Origin of the sequence: Hydrotalea sp. (genome assembly GCF_049968455.1) — a bacterium.
Taxonomy (GTDB): domain Bacteria; phylum Bacteroidota; class Bacteroidia; order Chitinophagales; family Chitinophagaceae; genus Hydrotalea.
In genome coordinates this window covers 127568-150310 of sequence record NZ_JBMFQT010000007.1, presented here as the reverse complement: position 1 = coordinate 150310, position 22743 = coordinate 127568, and the positions used below count along the sequence as shown (strand labels likewise).

Here is a 22743-nt window from a genome sequence, read left to right as displayed (position 1 = left end):
TGCTTTTGCTTTATTAGCTTTTGCAGCCCATTTAGCAAAAGGAAGTTTTACGGTTAGCATGGCAGTAAATAACCAGGGTTGTTTTGCCCATCCCATCATTTGATCAAATCGAACGCCATATTCGGGTTTTAATTGAGTTAGTTCAGCATCATACTGAAGTTTATTTACTTTCATGGTAGCGTCTAACACTTGTAATTCACTTTTTTGTTGCAAGGCATCAGGCGCAAACATTTCATCATTAAAAGCAGTCCATTGAATAGTGGTATCAATCAATAAATCTGTGCTACCACTTCTATTCATTAAGGTATTTAACATGAATTTACTTTGTGCAATAACAGACTGCAATTGCCATGCAGTATTTTTTAAATTTTCCAATGCACTCTTGGTTTTGTAATAACCATTTAGTGTACTAATGTTATTCGCATATTGTATTTCAGCTTGTTGCAACATTTGTTTTAACAACAATTGTTGCTGCAGAATAACATTCATTTTTTTTTCTGCAATAACACATGACCAATAACTTGATTGAGCTTGAAACATATACTCATTTAACGCAACCTGTTTTTTTTGTTGTTCGGTAATTGCACGTTCACTTAGATAAGCAAACATGGTTTGTTGTTTTTGTTTATTAGGAAACATTTGCTCAGCACTAATCATAAATGCTCCCATACCTGGTTGGCCATTCATAACTTTCCATTTTTCAGGATTGTAGGGTGTCATAAAAAATCCTGCCCCGACCTGTGGAGCAGACCAACTATATGCTCCATTCGCTTCTTCTTGTAAAGACTTTGACGCAGCATCAAACATTTTAAATGCCGGATGATGCAGGTAAATACTATCTTTTATTTGTTTCAAGTTTAAAACAGTTTGTGCCGGTAATTGTAATGCGAAAAAACACAAATAAAATATTATCAATATTTTTTTCATATCATCAGTTTTAATGTGTGGATTCAAAAATTTGTATTCGGCCATATTTCTTCAATTCATATTCTTTACTCATTAAAAATATAAGCGGAGTAACCAATAAAATATGAATAGCAGATGTAAATACACCACCTACCATGGGTAATACAATAGGCTTCATAACATCACTACCAACACCATTACTCCACAAAATGGGTATAAGTGCAAAGAGTGATACACTAACTGTCATAATTTTAGGTCGCAATCGTTTTGTTGCGCCTTCAATAACATACATTTTTAAATCAGTTTGTGTTATGGTTGCAGCAGAATTTCCTTTTGCTTTTACCAATTGCAGCATGGCATCGTTCAAATAAATAACCATAACAATACCAGTTTCAACTGCAATACCAAACAATGCTATAAAACCAACGGCAACGGCAACCGATAAATGCACATTCCATATATAAATGATAAAAGCCCCACCAATTAATGCAAACGGAAGAGAGATTAAGCTTAAAAATGCTTCACGCAAAGAATGAAAAGCAAAATACATTGCAATAAAAATGATGAAGACTACAATGGGTAAAATCCATTTTAAAGTTTTTTCGCTACGAATTAAGTTTTCATACTGACCACTCCATTCAATAAAATACCCCTTAGGCAAATGCTTTAACAGTTTATTCAGGTGCTCCATAGCCGATTTTACTGTACCACTTAAATCGCGATTGCGCACGTTAAATAAAACCGTACCGCGCAATAAAGCATTTTCAGAATTTATCATTGGTGGCCCTTCCGCAATTTGTATATCAGCAACAGCTTTTAAGGGAATAGATCCACTTTCCGGTGTTTGCACTTGTAAATTTTGCAATTCAAACAAACTACTTCTAAAGTCTTGTGCAAATCTTGCATTTACGGTAAAGCGTTCTCGTCCTTCAATGGTAGTTGTAATGGTTTTACCACCCAGTGCAGTTTCAATAACATCATTTACATCATCAATACTTAAGCCATACTGATTTATTTCATTTCGTTTAATGTTTATATCAATATAATGTCCACCAGTAATGGGTTCTACATACAAATCTTCAATACCATTGATACCTTTTAAAGATTGTTTTATTTTTTCGGACAATGCATAAATGGTGTCTAAATTTTGACCGTATATTTTTACACCTACATCTGTGCGAATACCTGTAGAAAGCATATTTATCCGGTTAATAATAGGTTGTGTCCATCCATTGGTTACACCTGGAATTTGCAACTTACTGTTTAACTCATTTATTATATCGTTTTTGGTTATGCCTTTACGCCATTCTTTTTGTGGCTTTAAAAGAATGATGGTTTCTATCATGTTAATAGGAGAATTGTCTGTAGCAGAATTTACGCGCCCTGCTTTACCCAATACATTTTTTACTTCAGGAACTGTTGTAATAATTTTGTCCTGTACCTGCAATATGCGTTTAATTTCGCTATTGGAAACATCAGGCAAAGTAACGGGCATGAATAAAATACTACCCTCATCTAGTGGAGGCATAAACTCTCTACCCATACTAAACAATAAAGGAATACTAATTAATAGCGCTATTATATTGACGAACAGAGTTGTTTTCCGCCACTTTATGCACCATTGAATAATGGGTGCATATATTCTTTCCAACCACCTGTTTACAAAATGATGCGATTCTGGCTTAAATCTTCCTTTCATAAAAAAAGAAATAAGCACTGGGGCTAATGTTATCACCAATACTGCATCTACAATTAAAATAAAGGTTTTGGTAAAAGCTAAGGGATGAAATAATTTTCCTTCTTGCCCGGATAAAAGAAAAACAGGCAAAAAAGAAGTAATAATGATAACTGTTGAAAAAAACACACCACGTGATACTTGAATACTGGATTCTTCAATAATCTTTATTCTTTCCGCGTAGGGTATTTCTACATAATTTTTTGTTGCATTTTTCTTAAATAACTTACGCATAATGTTAGTATTAAGAATGATGATTTTGTTTTTCAGCTAAATGGCGATAAGCATTTTCGCTCATAATAATGCCATTGTCTACAATTACGCCAATAGCCAATGCAATACCCGTTAATGACATAATATTGGATGAAATACCAAACAGATTAAGTAAAATAAAACTGATGGCAATGGTTATGGGAATTTGAATAATAATATTAAGAGCGCTTCGCCAGTGGAAAAGAAATATAATTACAATAATGGCCACAATTATCATTTCTTCCATTAGTTTTGATTGTATATTATGAATGGCTGCTTCAATTAGTGTACTTCTATCATAAGCAATATGAAAAGAAACACCATCGGGAAGGCCTTTCTGTATATCACTCATTTTACTTTTAATTGCTTTAATAACTTTGTCGGCATTTTCACCATAACGCATTACAACTATACCACCAACCACTTCCCCATTTCCATTTTCATCAAATATACCTAAGCGCAAATCACCGCCCATTTGAACTGTAGCCACATCTTTTATACGAACGGGAATACCTTTATAGCTACCCAACTCAATATTTTCTATATCGGTTATATTTTGAATGTATCCCAATCCGCGAATAATATATCCCATGTCACTCATTTCAAATTTTCTTCCACCAACATCATTATTATTTGATTTTACTTTTTGAAGAATTTGTTGCAAAGAAATTTGATAGAACTGAAGTTTAATCGGATTAATAACGATTTGATATTGTTTTTCAAATCCGCCAAAAGATGCCACTTCAGCCACACCGGGAACCGTTTGAAGTGCCAATTTCACATACCAATCTTGTAAGGCACGCTGCTCGCCTAAATTCATATTTTTAGCTTGCAATGTGTACCAAAAAATATGGCCAACACCTGTACCATCCGGTCCTAACGATGGCGTAATTCCAGAAGGGAGTAATCGTTGTGCATAATTTAAACGCTCAAGTACCCGAGAACGAGCCCAATAAATATCAACATTATCATCAAACACCACATAAATAAAACTCATACCAAACATTGATGTGGCGCGAATGTTCTTCACCTTTGGAATACCTTGAAGATTACTGACTAATGGATATGTAATTTGGTCTTCAACAATTTGAGGACTTCGACCCTGCCACTCGGTAAAAACAATTACCTGATTTTCGCTTAGATCAGGTATTGCATCAACGGGATTATTTTGAATATTAATAATGCCAACAATTAATAAAACTGCAGATATTAATAATATCACCCATCTATTTTGCAGTGACCAATGAATGATCCTGGCTATCATAAAACGAATAATTAAAATATAAAAAAAATGCAACAATACAAAAATCAATGGTACATAAGCATACCATTAGCTTTAGTAAAATGATACAAAGCTTAATAGAATAAGGAGAGGTATTATATGCGAAAGATACAATTGCGTACAAAAAGGGGAATTGCTTGTTTGAGTGGAGGTGCATGCACTGCAGGTGCTAAACTGTATTTTAAAAAAGTATAATCAGTTAGAATAAAATTTGTTGGTAAGATTGTAACCCACTCTACACATGAAGAATGAGCATAATTAAAAAAATTAGAGGCTGATTGATCTGTACTTACTTTAATTGTTTGTTGCACATCTGAACAACAATTATTTTTCCGGCTTTTCTCTAACAACATGCCACAACTTGAGCAATGTTGATTGTTTGATTTTTTTACCAAATCAATACCGGCCCACTTACCCATACAGTAATGCACGTTAAAAGTAGCACCTTGTACACTAAGGCCATACAATAGCATTAATAATATGGTAAAGGCTTTTTTCAAACTATTCAATATAATCCAAAAAAGTAAAAACCAAAAATATAAACATTTTATTGCAATGCACTATTTACAACAATCTTTCTTTGGAATAAACAGAAAGCTAAATACTTTCCAAACAAACTGACCTATTAGTTTAATGACGTTATGCATTGCCGTTACTTAAAATAAAGGTAATAAAATTTATTTAGTTATTCATCCAATAATTCCGCATTGTAACCTGCCGATTTAACTAAATCAATTATTTGGCTTGCATCCAAAACATTGGTTTGTATGGTTAAAATTTTGTGTTTATTGTTAGTATCAACATTCCAGTTGTCAATTTTTGCTTCATTATTCAATGTTGGTGTAACTTTAGCAATGCAACTGCTGCACTGGATATTTGTTTTAAACTTTAATGATTTCATAAATTTATTTTTATTTTTTAACAAAACTAGAGAACATAAATAAGCTAAGCATTACAAAATTTTTAAACAACATTACAATATTTTTATAAGCAACAGCAATGTGAATGAGGTACATTACAAGCGAATCGTTTTTAAACGTAAACTATTCAACACTACTGAAACAGAACTAAATGCCATAGCTGCACCGGCTATCATAGGATTTAACAAAAAACCATTAACCGGATATAAAATACCGGCAGCAATAGGAATGCCTATTATGTTGTAAATGAATGCCCAAAAAAGATTTTCGCGGATGATACGCACTGTTTTTGCTGATAGTACTAAAGTTTTTGGCAATACAGTTAGATCTTTCGTGATAAGGGTAATTTTAGCTACATCTATTGCAATATCGGTTCCGCTACCCATGGCTATACTAACATTGGCCAATGCTAAGGCTTGACTATCATTTATCCCATCACCTACCATTGCTACTACCTTCCCTTGTTGCTGAAGGTCCTGAATAAATTTTGCTTTTTGTGCAGGTAATGCATCACTTGTATAATGTGTTATACCAACCGATTTTGCTACTGCTTCGGCAGTGGATTGATTATCACCGGTAAGCATATACACTTCAATACCCATTTCTTGAAGTGTATGTATAGCTGCTAATGCAGTTGGCTTAATTTCATCCGTTATTCCAATAATAGCAAGCACCTGTAAATCGTTGGCAAAATAAACCACAGTTTTAGCAGATTGTTGCCAGGAATCAGCCAATGAAAGCAGTTCAGTATCGATTGAAAGTTTGCGTTCCTCTATCATTCGTTTGTTTCCGACCAGCCACAATTTATTTTCAAAATGTGCACTGATACCCCTGCCTGTAATACTTTGAAAATCAGTTAAATGAATGTTATTATCAGTTTGTTCATTTTGTACATAATTAAGCACAGCCTCGGCCAGTGGATGCTCGGATTTAGCTTCAAGTGCATATAAAATGTTAGCAGGCAAATGACGATCAGTAATGGATTTATTCCAAACAATTTCTGTTACTGTTGGCTTTCCTTCTGTTAGTGTTCCTGTTTTATCTAAAACAACGGCATTTACTTTGTGGCCAGCTTCAAGGCTTTCAGCATCTTTAATCAGGATATTATTTTCAGCTCCTTTACCTATACCTGCCATTATTGCGGTTGGTGTTGCTAAACCCAATGCACATGGACAGGCAATAATTAATACCGTAACAAAAGCAAGTAAAGCATGTGAAAAGGCATCACTTCCACCTACCAGCATCCAAACAGCAAAAGCGAGAAAAGCAATACCCATTACAACAGGAACAAAAATACCAGCTACTTTATCTGCCAATCGTTGTACAGGTGCTTTGCTACCCTGTGCCTCCTGCACCAATTGTATAATATGACCCAATACTGTGTCACCACCCACTTTTTCGGCCCTAAATATAAAATGACCTTTTTGATTGATTGTTCCGGCATACACACTGCTACCTTCATATTTTTCAATTGGTGTGTACTCTCCACTAATCATACTCTCATCAACAAAAGAGGCTCCCTTTGTAACAATGCCATCTACAGGTACTTTTTCACCCGGTTTTACAACAACCATATTACCTATTGCAACTTCAGCAGTCAGTATTTGCTTTTCAGCACCATTTTCAAAAATAGTTACTGTATCAGGTTGCAATTGCATTAATTTTTTCAGTGCAGAAGAAGTATTTGATTTTGCTTTTTCCTCCAACAACTTCCCTAATAAAATAAACGTAATAATTACAACAGATGCCTCAAAATAAACGTGTACGGGTAATCCGCGGCTAATCCAAAAAAACGGAAAAATTGTTGTAAAAGTGCTAAATAAAAAAGCAGTGAAAGTACTAAGTGCAACTAACGTATCCATATTTACCTTTCTATGCTTGGCCTGCTTCAATGCATTGATAAAAAACTGACGTCCAAAATAAAAAACAACAGGAATGGATAAAAACATCATCAACCAATTGCCATAAGGTACATGCAGAAACATACTGATTAATACCACAGGGATGGAAAAGAGAAAAGCAAAAATGGTTTTTTGTTGTAGCATACGAAACTGTAAATCCTCGCGCTGTTTACTTTTATGTACATCTCCCTTCTCATCAATCATTAAATCATATCCAATTGATTGAACAACAGACTTTAATTTTTGTGGTGATACAACCGATTCATCATACTCAACCATTACCTGCTGTGCAGCATAATTCACATTGGCATGTACCACACCATTAACAGGCTGCAACATTGATTCTACGCTAATTGCACAAGATGCGCAACTCATACCAATTACCGGAAATATTTTCTTAACTGTTTGCATACATAAATGTTTGATACCACAAAGTTCCTTACAAAACAAAGCCTGAGTATTACAACATTTATAGTTTAGTTTACAAAATAATTACATTAAGAAAGTATCGATTCTTATGGTTGATGATTATTCCGAATCAAATAATATCATCAAGCGGCTTTCTTTGTCCTCCAATTTTTTTAAATTCTGAAGGTGTCAATCCGGTAATTTTCTTAAACTGTGCCGACAAATGCGCCACACTGCTATACCCCATTGTAAAAGCAATATCACTTAAATTCATTTCATTGTAGGTTAATAGTTCTTTTACCTTTTCTACTTTTTGTAAAATTGAAAATCTTTCAATAGTAGTTCCCTCAACAGAAGAAAATAAAGTACTTAAAAAATGATAATCATAACCTGTGGCTTCCTCTAATAAAACAGAAAGTTTATGAGTAACAAGTGATTCAGAATTGTTTTGCACCAATTGAATAATCGTATTCTTAATTAGTTCAACTATTGATGCCCGTTTATCGTCCAAAATTTCAAACCCGTTTTCATGTAATAAATCATTTAACTTATTCAAATCATTTTCACTTGGAGTATTAGTAATTTCAACCTCACCCAATTGTATTTGTTTATAAGGCATGTTTATTTCATCTAACAACTGTCCAACAACCTTAATACAACGATTACAAACCATATTTTTTATAAGAATTTTCATATTACATTTTATTATATAAATTTTTAAAACACAATAATTATTATGAATACAAATACGCCGAAATCATATCTTTTTAAGTTTATAACCCTGAACAAAACTACTTTACAGTTTTTACAAGTTAGTTTTACAAAAAAATTACAAAGTTGAATTTTGAAATAGTTAATTACCTTACTTTTGCACGCAAATTAATTATGAACAAAATGGAAACCGGTTCGGACCATAGTAAAATTAACATTCCTTCCTAAGCTACACCTCGGTTTTTAACTGTGGCTATGGAAGATTAATAGTCATAAACAGTTAAAAACAATGCAAAATGCATATTGTATTTTCTCTTTATTGTCACACACTGCTGTTTAGCCGAAGTTGCTATATGTATTAACGGCTGGGTAAGTATTACTCCAAGCCTTTTGTATGCATTATCACTTTTTATTCAAAGGTAAAAACCGGCTTTATGTTAAAAACAACAGCAGCTAAAATTGTAAAACACATTTCATTTTCGGGAGAAAATGCCGGACAAACTGTTCAATCTGCAGCTATATCTAAATTGAAAGAAATAGCCGCAGCTACTAAAGAAGAAGTTTTAGCAATCCTTAATACAAAAGATTCAGGTCTTTCCGAAACCGATGTACAGGAAAGAATTCATGAGTATGGTTTAAATGAAGTTTCACATGAAAAGGCACCGGCCTGGTATATACAACTATTAGAAGCATTTTTAAACCCCTTCATTGGTGTTTTAATTATTATAGCTGCTATTTCAGTTATTACTGATATTATTACTGCCCCCCCCGGTGAAAGAGACTATAAAACCGTTACCGTTGTAAGTGTAATGGTATTGCTAAGTTCTTTGCTTCGCTTTTGGCAAGAATTTAGAAGCAACAAAGCAGCTGAAAAATTGAAAAGCATGGTTAAAACAACGGCTACGGTTATGCGTAATGGCGAAGGCAAAATGGAAGTTGATATAAAAGATTTAACCGTTGGTGATATCGTATTACTTTCTGCCGGTGACATGATACCGGCTGATTGCAGAGTGTTAACTTTAAAAGATTTATTTGTTAGCCAAGCAATGCTTACAGGCGAAAGTTTACCTGTTGAAAAAAGAGAAATGAATATTCACAATGCCGACACAAAATCGCCATTGGAATTAGAAAATATTTGCTTTATGGGCACCAATGTTGTAAGTGGTGCCGCTACAGTTGTAGTAGTTAATATTGGCAATCAAACTTATTTTGGTTCCATCAGCAAATCATTAACCAGTAAAAGAGCTGAAACCAGTTTCGACAGAGGCGTGAACAGTGTTAGCTGGTTATTAATTCGTTTCATGCTGTTTATGGTGCCGCTTATTTTCATACTAAACGGCGTTGTAAAACACAATTGGTTAGAAGCTTTACTGTTTGCCATTGCAGTAGCCGTTGGTTTAACACCGGAAATGTTGCCCATGATTGTAACTGCTAATTTAGCAAAGGGCGCATTAAATATGAGTAAACGTAAGGTTATTGTAAAACGCTTAAATGCTATTCAGAATATTGGCGCCATGGATATTTTATGTACCGACAAAACCGGTACGCTTACAATGGATAAAATTGTATTGGAACGCCACTTAAATGTATATGGTGATGATGATGATGAAGTATTGAAATGGGCCTATTTAAACAGTTTTCACCAAACCGGATTGAAAAATCTATTAGATGTTGCTGTATTAGAACATGCTGAGCTACATGACTATTTGAAAGTGGATGAACAATATGTAAAAGTGGATGAAATCCCTTTCGACTTTCAAAGAAGAAGAATGTCGGTTATTTTAAAACAACGAAATGGAAAACATTTACTTATTTGTAAAGGAGCCGTTGAGGAAATACTTGACCTATGTACTCATGCATTTGACCCGGGAGAAGACAAAGAATTACACATTGAAAACGACAAAGTAATTCCTATAGATGAAAACATGCGCAAAACTATTTTAAGCACTTCTAAAAAACTAAACAAAGAGGGCTTAAGGGTTTTATTGGTAGCTATTAAAGAATTTGAAAACAGAGCTTTAACCTATTCCGTAGCCGATGAAAAAGATATGACCATTACCGGTTTTATCGGTTTCTTGGATCCCGCTAAACCATCTGCTCAACCCTCAATTGAAGCCTTGCAAAAGCTGGGTGTTACACTTAAAGTACTTACCGGTGATAATGAAACAGTAACTAAAAAGATTTGTAAAGATGTTGGCATTACCGTTCAAAATGTAATATTAGGCAATGAACTGGAGCAAATTTCAGATGATGAGTTAATGAGCAAAATTGACGAAATTAACATTTTCGCTAAATTAAGTCCACTGCAAAAAAGCCGTGTTGTAAAAGTGTTACAAGCCAAAGGCCATACCGTTGGATTTATGGGCGATGGCATAAATGATGCAGGAGCTTTACGCGATGCAGATGTGGGTATTTCTGTTGATACTGCAACTGATATTGCTAAAGAAAGTGCTGATATAATTTTACTTGAAAAAGATTTAACCGTTTTACGAAAAGGGGTAATATATGGAAGACGAACTTTTGGTAATATTATAAAATATATTAAAATGACTGCCAGTAGCAATTTTGGCAATATGTTCAGTATGCTGGGAGCAAGTGCATTTCTTCCATTTTTACCCATGCTGCCCATACAATTATTAGTACAAAACTTATTATATGACATTTCACAAATTTCTATACCTTGGGATAAAATGGATGCCGACTATTTAGAACAACCCAAAAAATGGGATGCAAGTGGTATTGCCAGATTTATGTTCTTCATCGGCCCCATCAGTTCCATATTTGATTATGTAACTTTTGCTTTCCTATTCTTTTTCTTTAAAGCAAATAGTCCCGAACATCAATCATTTTTTCAAAGCGGATGGTTTATTGAAGGCTTGCTGTCACAAACACTAATTGTACACATGATTAGAACCCACAAAATTCCATTCATACAAAGTATTGCAACCGCACCGGTAATATTATTAACCCTTACAATAATGGCCATTGGTATTTATATACCTTATTCGCCGTTTGCTGATGCTTTAAAAATGCAACCTTTACCTTGGAGCTATTTTCCATTTTTAATTGCTATTTTGGTTAGCTATTGCCTGCTAACGCAAACAATTAAAATTTGGTTTATAAAAAAATTTCAACAGTGGCTTTAAGATAAATATACTTTGGCCAGTATTTTTTGGTAAAGAACCAAATGTTCTCGCCACACTTGTTCTTTTCCAAATTCAAAACAACTACTCGGAAACACCTTTAAAATTTGTAACATGAAATGGATATTTATATTAGCGTTGCATTTAATATCAAATATTACATATACACAACCCATTTTTCAAATGGATAGTAGTAGTAAGTGGACTCATCATTTTCAACTTACTATAGTTTCACAAAGTCATTCAGGTTTCGCGGCTAAGTATAGCGGCAAAAACAGCTTAAACAACGCTGTTGAAACTGGTGCAACCAGTTTAACAAGCACTTTATTTTTAGGAAGAAAATTATGGAAAGGTGCCTCAGCCTATTTTAATCCGGAATTGTCGGGTGGAAATGGCTTAAGTTATTCCCAAGGGGTAGCAGGTGCATTGAATGGCGAAACTTACAGAGTGGGTAACGTTCAACCTCAAATATTTATTGCACGTGCTTTTATTCAACAAAACTTTGCCTTTGGAAAAACAAAATACAGCAAAGTTGAAGACGACATTAATCAAGTACCTGATAAAGTGCCTAATAACCGCATTACTATTTCAGTCGGCAAATTTGCCATTAGCGATTTTTATGATGACAACGCATATAGTCATGATCCCCGTACTCAATTTTTAAACTGGGCATTAATGGGAAATGGTGCTTGGGATTATCCTGCCAATACCCGTGGTTATACTTTTGGTATTGTTGCAGAATGGTATCAAAATAGTTGGACTGTTCGCTTATCCAGTGTTGCCGTGCCGGCCATAGCCAATGCGCCTAAAATGGAATACCATTTTGGAAAAGCACACTCCGAAAATTTAGAAATTGAAAAACGCTATAGAATTAATCGTCAGCTGGGTACCGTTAGGTTTACTATTAGCAACTCTTACACCCGTGCCCCCTCCTATCAACAAGGCATGCAAGCATTGGCAACAAATAATACATTTTTATTAAATGTAATAGATGGCAGTACAGAAAATAATATTTTTGGGGGTAAAAAATTTGGTTTGGGGCTAAGTGCAGAACAGGCACTAAACAACGATATTGGAATTTTTTCACGTATTGGTTGGAATGATGGAAAATATGCTACCTGGGCCTTCACTGAAATTGACCAAACAGCTTCATTAGGTTTATTGGTAAAAGGTACACGTTGGCATCGCCCGGCAGATGTAGCCGGTATTGCTGGGGTATTGAATGGTATTTCTAAGGCACATCGCGACTTTTTAGCTGCCGGGGGTTATGGTTTTATTATCGGCGATGGTGCATTAAATTATGGGCATGAAGGTATTATTGAAGCATTTTACAATGCATATTTATTTAACAATTTTTGGTTAAGTTGCGATTATCAACTAGTACATAATCCGGGTTATAATAAAGATAGAAGCGGGCCTGTAAATGTTTTTGCCATTCGTGGGCATATCTTCTTCTAAAAAAACTAAGTTATAAAATATCAACGGTAAGTTTTTTCCTAAAAAGAAAACCTTACCGTTTTTGTTTTGTTAATATTGAAAATATTGTTATGTCTAAAACTTATTCTCTCAAAACCGTTCAATATATTCCTACAGATTTAGATACTGCTTGGGCTTTTTTTAGTAATCCGGAAAATTTGTCCGCTATCACCCCGCAACAACTAGGGTTTAAAATTATTAGTAAATACCACGGTTCTGCCATGTATTCCGGACAAATTATTGAATATACTGTAAAACCGGTTTTGGGCATTCCACTATACTGGATGACAGAAATTACACATGTACAACCTTTACAATATTTTATTGATGAACAACGTTTTGGGCCATATTCACTATGGCATCATCAACATCATTTTAAAGCCGTTAGCGGTGGTGTTGAAATGACAGATATTGTACATTATAGAATTCCGCTTGGATTTTTAGGAAATATTGCCAATGCATTATTGGTAAAAAACCAACTCAAACATATATTCAACTTTCGTTTTCAGGCAATTGAAGAAAAATTTGGTCAATGGCAAAAAACTAACGAACACTCACAATTAATTCATGTGCTTTAATTCATATAAAAATGGGTTTTAAATTAAATTATGCTTAATACGGTTACCTAACAACCAAATTCGGTATAAACGCAATATAAATTTGCATCTTTAATTTTTATATGGCAACCCAACCACCACAAAAACTGATTGTGTTTATACATGCTACCTATATCGCTGTAACAATTCTTCAACACAAACCTAACCCATATTGGTTTCAAAATATTCATTTACAAAAAATGAATATTAGCACCCCGCACCCATCAATACCTTAATGCATGAAAACGGAATTACACAGTTCCAAAAATTTACACCGCCTGTCTGCTGCCGGCTTATTAGTAACCCTGGGCATTATCTATGGCGATATTGGCACTTCACCTTTATATGTTTTTCGTTCCATTATTGGCGATAGACCTATTTCAGAAGAATTAGTTTATGGTGGCATTTCCTGCATTATTTGGACATTAACCCTACAAACAACTTTTAAATATGTACTGTTAACCCTTCAGGCAGACAACAAGGGTGAGGGTGGCATATTTTCGCTATTTGCTTTAGTACGTAGGTATGCGAAATGGCTTTATATGCCGGCTATTATTGGTGCTGCCACATTATTAGCCGATGGCATAATAACCCCGCCTATTTCTGTTGCTTCAGCAGTTGAGGGTTTAAATGGCATTCATTCTTTACAAAATACCATAATACCTGGTAATGGTATTACTATTGGCATTGTAGTAGGAATTATTTCCCTATTATTTTTCTTTCAACGCTTTGGAACCAAAGTAGTAGGATTTGCATTTGGTCCCATTATGTTGGTTTGGTTTAGCATGATTTTAATTTTAGGTGCTACACAAATCATTCAATTTCCAAATATCATTAAAGCTATTAACCCTTATTACGGTATTAAATTATTGGTTGAATATCCGCATGGCTTTTGGTTATTAGGCGCAGTTTTTTTGTGTACCACAGGTGCTGAAGCATTATACAGCGATTTAGGACATTGTGGCAAACAAAACATTCAGGCAAGTTGGGCTTTTGTAAAAACAGCTCTTATTATTAATTATATGGGGCAGGGTGCTTGGTTACTACTACAACAAAAAACAAGTTTAGGCAACGTAAATCCATTCTATGCATTAATGCCACATTGGTTTTTACTAATCGGTATTATTATAGCTACTTTAGCCACCATCATTGCCAGTCAGGCTTTAATAAGTGGTTCATTCACGCTTATTAGCGAAGCAATTAGTATGAATTTTTGGCCAAGGGTTACGGTAAAATACCCAACCAATGTAAAAGGCCAAATTTATATACCCAGTTTAAACTGGGTTTTATGGTTAGGATGTGTAGGCATGATGCTATATTTTAAAGATAGTTCAGCTATGGAAGCAGCATACGGTTTTTCAATTGTAATTGCCATGCTAATGACTACCGGATTAATGTTTGTTTTTATGTATAGAATTAAGAAATGGAATAACTGGGTAATTGCCTTTATTATGACCATTTTTTTAATTGTAGAAATTTCGTTTTTCATAACCAATGTGGCGAAAATTAAACAACGCTGGATGTTTTTGTTTTTTGAATTTGGCCTAATGTTCATCATGTTTGTTTGGCATAAAGCAAGAAAAATTACCAACAGTTATTTACAATTCATTAAAACCAAGGATTATTTACAAGCACTACAAAAACTAAGTGCCGATAAAGAAATACCTAAATATGCTACCCATTTGGTTTACTTAACCAAAGCCAACAGCGATGGCGATATTGAAAAAAGAATAATTGATTCCATATTAAATCGAAAACCAAAAAGGGCAGACGTTTATTGGTTTATTCATATTGACCGCGCCGACAACCCCTATGAAATGGCCTATAGTGTTGTGAATTTATTACCCGAAAAGGTAATTAAGGTAAATTTCAAGTTGGGTTTTAGAATTCAACCGCGCATTAACTTATTGGTAAAAATGGTAATGCAAGAAATGCGGAAAAATAATGAATTGTGTTGCAGCAATCAATATGAAGATTTGGATGTTATTAATTTCCATACCGATATTACTTATGTTATATTGGAAACATTCTTATCGGTTGAAAATGAATTATCGGTAAAAGAAGAATTTATTATGGATGCTTATTTTGCAATAAAACAATTAGCACAATCAGACCAAAAAGCTTTTGGCTTAGACAATGCCACCACTGTTATTGAAAGAGTACCACTATTAATTAGTCCTAAAACCTATTTACCGTTAAAGCGTATTTCAATAGCTTAATTCAAACTTAGCATACTATTTTAATTCAACCCAGTTACTCAACACATTGTGTTCACTAACAACGGCTGCAAATAACCGATTATTTGAAGGTACTAATGCTTGTTTCCTTTCATAAACAACTTCTTTATCAGAATTAAGCAATTGTATTAATGAAGCATATTCCAATTTCGCATCAACATTTTCCGGCAAAGCAAAAATGGCAAAGGCTTTTACCGGAATTTTTCCGGCATAATGAATAGTAAACACATTATTTCCCGATTTGGCAAAAATGGGTGCAGCAGGTTTGGTGCTATCTATCCATGGCATTGGCGGCACAATGGCGGGCAATGCATAATAATTATAACGTAAACTATCGGCCCATCCGTTAGGATTATTTTCAAAATTTTTACTGCTAAAAAATATACTTCCTTGTGTAGTTGGGTAACCTCGAATGGCTTTTATTTCATTAGGAATTTCGTTAGGGTTTCGCCAGGCAGCATTACTTCCTGCTCTATAAATAGCTTGTCCAATATACAACTGCCTACCATATGTGTGTGCATTCCACCAAGCCAACAAAGTATCAAAATCAGCAAGTTTATGTCCCTGTTCCCAGTATAATTGCGGTGCAACATAATCAATCCAACCTTTTTTCAACCATAATAAAATATCGGCATATAAATCATCGTAGTTTGTTTGACCTGCTTTTGTATTACTGCCTTCCGGATCTTGGCTCTTATTGCGCCAAACACCAAAGGGACTAACGCCAAACTTTACATACGGATTAGCAGCGCGAATAGCTTGGAATAAATTAAGAATAATACTATCACAATTAGCCCGACGCCATTCATCTTTACTCAAACCTTTGCCATATTGCTGATAAGCTTTTCCGTCGGGAAATTCTTTACCGGCAATTCTATAAGGATAAAAATAATCATCCATATGTATTCCATCTACCGCATAACGCGTTACAATATCTTTTACAACACGTGTAACAAAGGCTCTCACTTCAGGCAAACCGGGATTGAAGTATTTGGTAGTGCCATAAGTTAAAAACCATTCAGGATGAATTTTTGTGATGTGTGATGGTGATATGGATGAATTATGAATATTGAACACAGCGCGATAGGGGTTTAACCAGGCATGAAATTCCATTCCGCGCTTGTGTGTTTCTTCAATCATAAATGCAAGCGGATCATAATAAGGTGTTGGCGGCAATCCTTGTTTCCCATTTAAATATTCACTCCAGGGTTCATATTGTGAGGGATAAAATGCATCGGCTGCCGGACGAATTTGCACGAATACCGCATTCATGCCATTTCGTTGATGCATATCCAACAACTTAATAAAATCAGCTTTTTGCGCTTCCACTGACATACCCTTTTGCGCAGGCCAATCAATATTCACAACAGTGGCAACCCATACTCCACGCATTTCAAATATGGGTGATTTCTGTGCATATAATTCAGATTGAAAAAAAATTGCAATAATCAATAATACTAAGTAGAATGTGTTTCTTTTCATGTTCCGTATTTTGCCAACAACAGTATTCATGAAACATTTTGCACAATACTGTTATTCAAAACTTAATTCGTATAATTTTCAACAATTATTTTGTAATTATTATTTCCAAAGCATTATAATAGAAAATATAAAGCAAGTACCGTAAGGATGATAAACTGTTACTGCTGTTGCCTGGCTGCGTCTAAGAGTTGATTTAACTGTTTAGCTTCATCAGCCGTTAATGATGACAAAAATGCATCTACCTCTTGCACTTTGGGTTCAAGCCTTTTTAACAAAGCTTCGCCCGCTTCCGTTAAGTAAATTGCCACCTTTCTTTTATCATGAACAGAGGTTCTTTTTTCTACTAATTTTTTTGCCACTAACCGATCAACCATTCGGCTGGTATCACTCATTTTATCTAACATTTGCTCTCTAATTTGCAAGGTTGATAACGGGGTGGCACTTCCTTGCACAATACGTAGAATATTATATTGCTGAGAAGTAATATCTTCCGGTAATAAAAACTGCCGAATACGCTCTTGCAACCAATTGGCAGTAAATATAATATTTACAATCCCCTTGTGAAATTCATTTCTAAAATGCAACTGTGGTAATTCCTTTTCAATATTCATGTCATGCAAAATGAGTATCGTTGATTAATCTTCCCACACTTTTAAACCTTCACTACAATTGGCACAAATATCAATATTTTTCCTGCTTTGCATAATATTGTTTCTAAACTTGCGATATTCCTGATTATGCCAAATTGCCTTAAAACTTTCATTTTTTAAACTCCCCAAACGGTGTTGTGCATCTTTATCAAAACAACAAGGCACCACTAACCCATCCCAGGTAATAACATTGGCGTGCCATAGTTTCCAACAATGATTGCCTAAACCACTTTTTACAACCACCTTTCCTTCCTTGTTGGTTTTGTATCTGCTATACTTTTGAATAGTGGGTATTAATTGATGTGGATCATTTTCATAATCATAAACCTGAGCCGTTTTAAAACGCACTTGATCAACCCCAATTTCCTTTCCCAATTGCTTAATAGCTTCAATTTGATGCTCGTTGGGCTTTACCACCAAAAATTGAAAAAAAACGAAAGGTGTTTTACTGTTTAATGCTTTTTTCCATTTAACAATATTTTTAGCCCCTTCAATTACTTTGTCCAACTTTCCACCCACACGGTATTGTTGGTAAACCTCTTGTGTGGTGCCATCAATAGAAATAATAAGGCGGTCTAATCCGCTTTCTACCGTTTTCCTGGCTTTTTCATCAGTAAGGTAATGAGCATTGGTTGATGTGGCAGTGTAAATACCCTTACTATGAGCATACTGCACCATATCTAAAAATCCCGGATTTAAATATGGTTCGCCTTGAAAATAAAAAATTAAATACAGCAGTTCTTTATGTATTTCATCAATAGTTTGTTTAAAAAAATGATTATCAAGCATTCCGGTAGGGCGGGTAAATTCACGCATACCGCTTGGACATTCGGGACAACGCAAATTACACGATGTGGTAGGTTCAAATGAAATAGAAATAGGTAATCCCCATTGCACAGGCCTTCCCGTTAAACGGGTAATTTGGTAGCTGCTCCATACTTTGGCAGCATTCCACAAACGCCTGGCGGTAAATTTGCTAATTAAATTTAAACTGTCATTAAAATTAAAGTACGGCATACAAGGTGTAAAAATAAGCCCATTCCTGTTAAAAAGCCGTTTATATTATATCTGTTCCACTATTCGAAAAATGATTGCCCGTTTTTTGAATTGAATATGGCATTTTTGTAAGGCAATTGATACATGAGTATGGCCAAAAAAAAGAAAAAAAAGTCATTTATATGGGGTTGGATTATTATTGGCATTTTTATGGCCTTACTGCTTGTAATTGTGTATATATGGCAACAAAACAACAACAGACCTGTACCTATTGACTTTACTTTTGATGCCAATTTCGGCATACCTATTCCGGATAATTATGCCATACACGGCATAGATGTAAGTGTACACCAAAGTAATGTAAACTGGGGAATGGTTAAAAATACACGTTCCGATAAAATTGCCATTGGCTTTGTATTTATAAAAGCAACCGAAGGCTTATCAAATGCAGATATTCAATTTAATAAAAATTGGCAACAACTGGCTCAGTTTGGCATTACCCGCGGTGCGTACCATTTTTTTCTTGCTACTAGAAATGGTGCTCAACAAGCGCAAAATTTTATTCGAACAGTGCCCCTGCAAATAGGCGATTTACCCCCGGCGGTAGATGTGGAAGAACTGTATGGAGTAAAACCTGCACAACTAAAAAAACGACTTAAGGAATATTTACAAACCATTGAAGATTATTATAAAGTAAAACCAATTATCTATACTTACGCCAGCTTTTATGAAAATTACTTAGGTAAGGAATTTGACGATTACCCATTATGGGTGGCCCATTATAAAACTCCCCAACAACCCCGCATACAACGCCCTTGGCAATTTTGGCAACACAGTGATGAAGGGCATATTACTGGCATAAAAACCAAAGTTGATTTTGATGTGTTTAATGGCGATTCCACTGCTTTTCGCGCAATGTTAATTCAACACTAACCATTTTAATTGTCTGGTAACAAAACATGACAATAATCATGTTTACAATTGAGCAGTGTCATAAATTAACACTTTAAGGCGGCCTACTTTGCAGTAAAATGAGCAAAGCATGCGGTTAAATTTTTTACAGAAATGGTTGGAAGGTACTCCCTTAAATTTAGAAAGCTCTTGTAATTTAATTATGGTGGAACACCACCCCATTATTTTGGAATTATTAGACCAAAGCCGCCATCAGTTAGAAGCATTGTTAAATTCAAAAAATTATACCCACACGCTACTACCACAATTAGCACAAAAATTACAACTCATACATAAACAAATTCTCCAATACATACATACAGAACAGGTATATTTTTTTCCGTATTTAAAAAAACAATCCAATGTTGAACAGCATGAGGATGACATAACGCTGAATGAACACCTGTTGAAAACTATGCAACATAAACATGATATATTTATAAAAGCCTTACAACATCAACGAAAAATTGTAAACAACTATATGATAAAAAAAGATTGGGATACCGAATTTAAAAGTTTCATTAATCACCTTTTTTTATTGGAGAAAAAAATTCAAAACTGGCTAATGCTGGAACAAAAAAATATTTATCCTTTCCTAACCAAAGCGGCTAAATAATATGGCTACGGAGCACACTTCCATTCAAACAACCTGTTTTCATTGTGGTGAAGATTGTGGCAATCATCCAATTGAGGCATATGACAAACATTTCTGTTGCGAAGGTTGTAAATCGGTATATGAAATTTTGAACAATACCGGCATGTGCGATTATTATACCATTAGCCAAAATCCGGGAAACAATCAAAAAATAATAGTACGTGAAAACAAATTTGCATTTCTAGATGATGAAAGCGTACAAAAAGCCCTTACCGTATTTAAAGATAATAATCAAACACACGTTACCTTTTACTTGCCACACATGCATTGCAGCAGCTGTTTGTGGCTAATTGAAAACCTACATCGTTTAAACAAACATATTATTAGCAGTAAAGTAAACTTTTCACGCAAAGAGGCTGATATTGTTTTCAATCAAAACCACACAAGCATGCGCAAAGTGGCAGAATTACTCACCTCAATTGGGTATGAGCCTTATATAAGCCTGCAAAATTTAAACCAACTTAAGCCACGTATTAATTATGCGAAAATTTATAAATTAGGCGTGGCAGGTTTTTGCTTTGCCAATATTATGATGCTTAGCTTTCCTGAATATTTAGGTATTGATGATAAAGATTATAATTTAACATATTGGTTCCGATATTTAAGCTTATTACTAAGCATGCCTGTGGTATTTTATTCGGCAACAGAATTCTACAACAGCGCATTCAAAAGTTTAAAACACAAATACCTGAATATTGACACCCCTATTGTATTAGCCATTTGGGTTACTTTTATTAGAAGCATTATTGAAATTGTTACCAACACCGGCAGTGGATACTTAGACAGCATGAGTGGTATTGTATTTTTTATGCTGGTTGGAAGAATACTGCAGGATAAAACATATGAACAACTTAACTTCGATAGAGACTACACCGCCTACTTTCCAATTGCAGTATCGCGTATTAAAAACAATAAAGAAGAAACCGTAACCCTTCCCAATATACAACTGAATGATACTTTGTTAATTCACCACAGCGAATTAATTCCTGCCGATGGTATTTTAACCAAAGGCAAAGCACTAATTGACTACAGTTTTGTAACAGGTGAAAGTATGCCCGTTGAAATTCAAATGGGTGAAATGATTTATGCCGGCGGTAAACAGTTGGGTAGTAATATTGAATTATTGGTAATTAAAGAAGTTGCACAAAGTTATTTAACCAAATTATGGAATAGAAGCGCCTTTAAAAAAACGGAACACAAAAACGAGCATTCATTTGTTGATGCACTTAGCCGATACTTTACCTATATTGTTTTTGCTATTGCAACAATAGCTGCAGTTTATTGGCAATTTCACAATCCTGAAAAACTTTGGCAAGCAGTTACAGCAGTTTTAATAGTAGCATGTCCTTGTGCTTTGTTATTAAGCAACACTTTTACCAATGGTGCCATAATTAGAAGTTTAGGTAGAAATAATTTTTATTTACGCAATGCCAACACCATTGAAACCATTGCCAAAGTGAATTACATAGTATTCGATAAAACAGGCACGCTTACTACAGGCCGATATGACCAAATTGAATATGACGGTATTCCCCTTTCGCAAACATTAAAAGAAAAATTAGCCACACTAACTGCACAATCAACCCATCCATTAAGCAAGTCAATTGTACAATGGTTACAAGTTTCCGGAAACAGAAAAATTGATGGGTACAAAGAAATACCCGGAAAAGGCATTGAAGGAATGGTAGAAGATGAATGGCTTACCGTTGGCACGCAAGAGTTTGTTTTAAAACAAAATGAAGTAATCGATAATACTTCTACCGTTTATTTAGGTGTAGAGGGGAAATTAGTAGGAAAGTTTATTTTTAAAAATGCATACAGACCGGGCTTAAGAAGCTTAGCTAAGCAACTGCAAAAAAAATATCCCCTTGCCGTATTAAGTGGCGACAATGCCGGTGAAAAAAATTTTCTACAATCTCTATTAGGGTTTCATTCCGTTACCTTATTTCACCAAAAACCAAACGACAAACTTCAATTCATTGAACAATTACAAAACAAAGGGTACACCGTTATGATGATTGGCGATGGGCTAAATGATGCGGGAGCCCTGCAACAAGCCAATGTAGGCATTGCTGTTTCTGAAAACAGCAACAACTTTACACCCGCCAGCGATGTAATTATTGATGCCACTCAATTACACCGTTTACCCGCATTCATTCAACTGGCAAAAGCCAATAAAAAAATCATTTTTATTGCCTTTGCAGTTTCTATTCTATACAACATCATTGGTTTATACTTTGCGGTGCAAGGTGTACTATCACCTTTAATAGCAGCCGTTTTAATGCCGGCAAGTACAATAAGCATTGTGTTAATTACTTACGGACTAAGCAATTTGTATGCAAAACAATTAAAGCTGCAATAATAATACCGGCAGTTGTTTTTCATGGCATCGCCTGTTGCGTCGCAATCACTTCATCGTTCCCAACATTGGGCAGCATAGCA

General features: G+C 34.8%; 17 protein-coding genes. 7 read left to right on the top strand and 10 right to left on the bottom strand.

Going from position 1 to position 22743, the window contains the following annotated elements:
* The 7 genes from ACP5P5_RS07135 to ACP5P5_RS07105 form a co-directional block, all read right to left on the bottom strand.
* Nucleotides 1-927, bottom strand: a 927-nt coding sequence (locus ACP5P5_RS07135) for a TolC family protein (protein WP_428285418.1), incomplete at its 3' end; no start/stop codon positions are given.
* 10 nt (nucleotides 928-937) lie between these two features.
* Complete coding sequence (locus ACP5P5_RS07130) at nucleotides 938-2875, bottom strand: efflux RND transporter permease subunit (protein WP_428285417.1); 1938 nt, start codon at nucleotides 2873-2875, stop codon at nucleotides 938-940.
* A gap of 10 nt (nucleotides 2876-2885) precedes the next feature.
* A complete protein-coding gene (locus tag ACP5P5_RS07125; RefSeq protein WP_428285416.1) occupies nucleotides 2886-4157 on the bottom strand; it encodes an efflux RND transporter permease subunit in 1272 nt (423 codons plus the stop codon).
* A 113-nt stretch (nucleotides 4158-4270) separates the two neighbouring features.
* Entirely contained in the window at nucleotides 4271-4675 is a 405-nt protein-coding gene (locus tag ACP5P5_RS07120) for an HYC_CC_PP family protein (protein WP_428285415.1), read from the bottom strand.
* 185 nt (nucleotides 4676-4860) lie between these two features.
* Entirely contained in the window at nucleotides 4861-5076 is a 216-nt protein-coding gene (locus tag ACP5P5_RS07115; RefSeq protein WP_428285414.1) for a heavy-metal-associated domain-containing protein, read from the bottom strand.
* Nucleotides 5077-5190: 114 nt separating this feature from the next.
* Nucleotides 5191-7407, bottom strand: a complete 2217-nt coding sequence (locus ACP5P5_RS07110; RefSeq protein ID WP_428285413.1) for a heavy metal translocating P-type ATPase — start codon at nucleotides 7405-7407, stop codon at nucleotides 5191-5193.
* A gap of 127 nt (nucleotides 7408-7534) precedes the next feature.
* Nucleotides 7535-8098 (bottom strand): helix-turn-helix domain-containing protein, encoded by a 564-nt coding sequence (locus ACP5P5_RS07105; RefSeq protein WP_428285412.1) that lies wholly within the window; start codon nucleotides 8096-8098, stop codon nucleotides 7535-7537.
* 451 nt (nucleotides 8099-8549) lie between these two features.
* Between ACP5P5_RS07105 and mgtA the strand changes: the two genes are divergently transcribed.
* The 4 genes from mgtA (at nucleotide 8550) to ACP5P5_RS07085 (ending at nucleotide 15549) form a co-directional block, all read left to right on the top strand.
* Nucleotides 8550-11261: a magnesium-translocating P-type ATPase gene (gene mgtA / locus ACP5P5_RS07100; protein ID WP_428285411.1), complete on the top strand. Its 2712-nt coding sequence runs from the start codon at nucleotides 8550-8552 to the stop codon at nucleotides 11259-11261.
* Between the two features lie 111 nt (nucleotides 11262-11372).
* Nucleotides 11373-12716, top strand: a complete 1344-nt coding sequence (locus tag ACP5P5_RS07095) for a carbohydrate porin (RefSeq protein ID WP_428285410.1) — start codon at nucleotides 11373-11375, stop codon at nucleotides 12714-12716.
* Nucleotides 12717-12805: 89 nt separating this feature from the next.
* Nucleotides 12806-13312: an SRPBCC family protein gene (locus ACP5P5_RS07090; RefSeq protein WP_428285409.1), complete on the top strand. Its 507-nt coding sequence runs from the start codon at nucleotides 12806-12808 to the stop codon at nucleotides 13310-13312.
* Between the two features lie 257 nt (nucleotides 13313-13569).
* Nucleotides 13570-15549 carry a KUP/HAK/KT family potassium transporter gene (locus tag ACP5P5_RS07085; RefSeq protein WP_428285408.1) on the top strand — a complete coding sequence of 660 codons (1980 nt, stop codon included), beginning with the start codon at nucleotides 13570-13572 and terminating at the stop codon, nucleotides 15547-15549.
* Nucleotides 15550-15564: 15 nt separating this feature from the next.
* Here ACP5P5_RS07085 and ACP5P5_RS07080 read toward each other — a convergent pair whose 3' ends face one another.
* The 3 genes from ACP5P5_RS07080 to ACP5P5_RS07070 all read right to left on the bottom strand — a co-directional run bounded on the left by ACP5P5_RS07080 (nucleotide 15565) and on the right by ACP5P5_RS07070 (nucleotide 18716).
* Nucleotides 15565-17049, bottom strand: coding sequence for a glycoside hydrolase family 10 protein (locus ACP5P5_RS07080; protein ID WP_428285407.1), 1485 nt, complete (start codon nucleotides 17047-17049; stop codon nucleotides 15565-15567).
* 158 nt (nucleotides 17050-17207) lie between these two features.
* Complete coding sequence (locus tag ACP5P5_RS07075; RefSeq protein ID WP_428285406.1) at nucleotides 17208-17660, bottom strand: MarR family winged helix-turn-helix transcriptional regulator; 453 nt, start codon at nucleotides 17658-17660, stop codon at nucleotides 17208-17210.
* Between the two features lie 24 nt (nucleotides 17661-17684).
* Entirely contained in the window at nucleotides 17685-18716 is a 1032-nt protein-coding gene (locus ACP5P5_RS07070) for a radical SAM/SPASM domain-containing protein (RefSeq protein WP_428285405.1), read from the bottom strand.
* Between the two features lie 129 nt (nucleotides 18717-18845).
* Here ACP5P5_RS07070 and ACP5P5_RS07065 point away from each other — a divergent pair, with 129 nt between their 5' ends.
* The 3 genes from ACP5P5_RS07065 (at nucleotide 18846) to ACP5P5_RS07055 (ending at nucleotide 22663) form a co-directional block, all read left to right on the top strand.
* Nucleotides 18846-19628, top strand: a complete 783-nt coding sequence (locus ACP5P5_RS07065) for a glycoside hydrolase family 25 protein (RefSeq protein WP_428285404.1) — start codon at nucleotides 18846-18848, stop codon at nucleotides 19626-19628.
* Nucleotides 19629-19737: 109 nt separating this feature from the next.
* On the top strand, nucleotides 19738-20262 hold the full coding sequence (locus ACP5P5_RS07060; RefSeq protein ID WP_428285403.1) for a hypothetical protein: 525 nt from the start codon (nucleotides 19738-19740) through the stop codon (nucleotides 20260-20262).
* A gap of 1 nt (nucleotide 20263) precedes the next feature.
* Nucleotides 20264-22663 (top strand): heavy metal translocating P-type ATPase, encoded by a 2400-nt coding sequence (locus ACP5P5_RS07055; RefSeq protein ID WP_428285402.1) that lies wholly within the window; start codon nucleotides 20264-20266, stop codon nucleotides 22661-22663.
* Nucleotides 22664-22743: the final 80 nt, after the last annotated feature.